This is a genomic window from Pantoea sp. CTOTU49201 (genome assembly GCF_032054795.1).
GTDB classification, from domain to species: domain Bacteria; phylum Pseudomonadota; class Gammaproteobacteria; order Enterobacterales; family Enterobacteriaceae; genus Pantoea; species Pantoea symbiotica.
This window is the reverse complement of record NZ_DAMBSA010000502.1, coordinates 1-2982: the sequence shown is the minus strand read 5'-3', so window position 1 is coordinate 2982 and position 2982 is coordinate 1. Positions and strand designations below refer to the sequence as shown.

Here is a 2982-nt window from a genome sequence, read left to right as displayed (position 1 = left end):
GTAAGGAGGTATCGGCAGCTGAGCAAAAAATCTTCAGGAGTGATTTGTGCGATCGATGAGGTTTGCGAGATGGGTGCGCATAAATGCGCACATTACGATGGTGCGGGCTTTGACCAGGTGCGCATGAATGCGCACCCTACGTCGTAGGGTCGCCATTCATGGCGACCTGGCTTGAGCTCTCCTGCTCCTCGCCAACGCGTTCAATCGGTCCCATCACCAGCAGGAATAGTAAAGCAGCGACCACGCAGTGCGCGCCGACAAACACCAGCCCAATGCTGTAGCTGCCAGTTAAGCCGACGATGATGCCGAACAGCAGCGGCGTGATAAAACCCGCCATATTGCCGATACCATTGAAGATCGCGCCCGCCAGGCCAACCGCTTCTTTTGGTGCGGTATCGCTGACAATTGTCCAGGTTCCGGCACCTGCAGCCACGCCTTTACCAAAGAAGGCGAACGACATAATGGCGATAATGCCAACGTTGCTGGGGATCACCGCCGCCAGAACCAGCGACGCCGCCATCAGCATGCCGACGATGTACGGCGTTTTACGCGCCCAGGATAAACTCCAGCCGTTCGCCAGCAGTTTGTCGGAAATATAGCCGCCGCTGATGCCGCCAAGGAAGCCAAACACCGCCGGTGCGATGGTGGCAAAACCGGCGTCGAGAATATTCATGCCGCGCGCCTGCACCAGATAAATCGGGAACCAGGTGATAAAGAAGTAGCTGAGCGCGATGATGCAATATTGGCCGATGTAGGCGCACCACAGCATGCGGTTGCTGAGCAGCGTTTTGAACATCGCTTTGCTCAACGGCGGACGCGCTTTTAGCGTTTGCGCCGAATCGATATCGACCAGCGCGCCGCCCTGCTCGATATAGCGCAGCTCATTTTCCGATACTCGCGGATGATGGCGCGGACTGCGCATAAAGCCCATCCAGACAAACACCGCCAGTACGCCAATGCCACCCAGTACGAAGAACGGCCATTCCCAGCCGAAACGCGATACCAGCCAGCCGGAGAGTGGCGAGAAGATAGCGACGGCAAAATATTGCGCCGAGGCGAAGAGTGAAGAGGCGCGGCCGCGTTCGGCGCTGGGGAACCACATGATCACCGCGCGCGCATTGGCGGGAAAACTGGGGGCTTCAATCAGGCCCAGCGCGAAACGCAGCGCAAACATCAGCGTCAGCGCCATGGTCATGCCACTGGAGAACTCGCCGACAAAGCCCATCAGCAGCGTGGAGAGCGACCACAGCGCCAGCGTCACGCCATACACTTTTTTGGTGCCAAAGCGATCAAGGAACAGGCCGCCGGGGATCTGGCCGATCACATAGGCCCAGCTAAACGCCGAGAGGATCAAGCCAAGCTGGATCGCCGAGAGTCCAAACTCATCTTTGATCGCCGATCCCGAGATCGACAGGATCGAGCGGTCGGCATACGCCACCACGGAAAGAAACAGGATCAGGCAAAGGATCCAAACGCGTACGTGGCTGTTCTTTGGACGATTATTGGCTTTTAGCATGGGCTGAATTCCTCAAATGAAACGTGCCGGAATACCGCTTTATTTTCCCTATGCAGCAACTATAGGAAGCGGTTTCAGCCGTGGTCATTGGGCGAATGGCGGAATCGACAGTGCTAATTAGCGCCAGATTTAGCAGCTGGCACAAAGCAAGGTGCGGCGCTGCACAGAACCTTAAAGATCCGCACGCCTTTGCGCTGCAATGTGCGCCAGCTCTAAGAAAATCCTTTGCAGCGCAACTATGAGTGCGCGAAGGAAAGACGCACCCGAGAGCAAAGTGTGCGCCTGGCTGCAAAATCCAACCTTGCTGATTGTCAGCCGCGTAGCGGGCTCGTAGGCTGAAAATGATTTCATTAAGCCATTTTTGATCTTGATGAAATATTCATTCTAATAACAAGCTTACTCTGGAGTCTGCGATGAAAACCCTCAAGGCGATTGTGTTGCTCGGCCTGCTCTCAACATCAGTCTCGGCGCTGGCGGAAAAAATTGGCGTGTCGATGGCCTACTTCGATCAAAACTTCCTCACCATTATTCGCCAGTCGATTGATAAAGAAGCCAAAGCGCGCGGACTCGATATTCAGTTTGAAGATGCACGCGGTGACGTCGGACGTCAGACCGATCAGGTGCAGAGTTTTATCGGCGCGGGCGTGGATGCGATCATCGTCGATCCGGTCGATTCGGCCAGCACGCCGCAGCTCACCAAGCTGGCGCAGCAGGCAAAAATTCCGCTGGTGTACGTAAACCGCACGCCGGGCGATAAATCGCTGCCGGCCGGCGTGGTGTTTGTCGGCTCCGACGAGCGTGAATCCGGCACCTTGCAGATGGAAGCGCTGGCGAAAATGGCTAACTACAAAGGCAATGTGGCGATCATGATCGGTAACCTGACCGATGCCGGTGCGCTGCAACGCACCAAAGACGTTGAGCAAGTGGTAGCGAAATATCCCGGCATGAAAGTGGTACAGAAACAGCCCGCCAACTACGCACGCAATGAAGGCATGGATTTGATGAATAACTGGCTGGGCAACGATGAAGCGATTGATATCGTTGCGGCTAACAACGATGAGATGGCGATTGGCGCGGCGATGGCGCTGGCCAAGGGCAATAAAAAGGTGCTGATTGGCAGTATTGATGCCACGCCAGACGGCCTGAAAGCGCTGTCGCAGGACAAAATTCAGGTCACAGTGTTCCAGGATGCGGTCGGCCAGGGCAAAACATCGGTGGATGTGGCGCAGAAGCTGATCAAAGGCGAGAAAGTGGATTCACACGTGTGGATCCCGTTCGAGCTGGTGACCAAAGAGAATATGCAGAAGTACGTTGAGAAGAGTCAGTAAAAGGTAAACGCGAGCGATGAATCGCACCGCTACGAATGCGTGCACAATTCCGTAGCGGCGCAATTTATTGCGCAAAACCCATCAGTTTTTTAGTTTAGCCATCTGCACGATATCGTGATACTCGCCGTCGCGCAGGCA

At 55.3% G+C, this 2982-nt stretch carries 2 protein-coding genes; one reads left to right on the top strand and one right to left on the bottom strand.

Going from position 1 to position 2982, the window contains the following annotated elements; translation table 11 throughout:
- Positions 1 to 136: 136 nt before the first annotated feature.
- The gene (locus RTY00_RS22870) at positions 137 to 1516 is read right to left on the bottom strand and encodes an MFS transporter (protein WP_312666463.1); all 1380 of its coding nucleotides are present in this window, start codon (positions 1514 to 1516) and stop codon (positions 137 to 139) included.
- 413 nt (positions 1517 to 1929) lie between these two features.
- Here RTY00_RS22870 and RTY00_RS22865 point away from each other — a divergent pair, with 413 nt between their 5' ends.
- Positions 1930 to 2844, top strand: a complete 915-nt coding sequence (locus RTY00_RS22865; protein ID WP_312666461.1) for a sugar ABC transporter substrate-binding protein — start codon at positions 1930 to 1932, stop codon at positions 2842 to 2844.
- Positions 2845 to 2982: the final 138 nt, after the last annotated feature.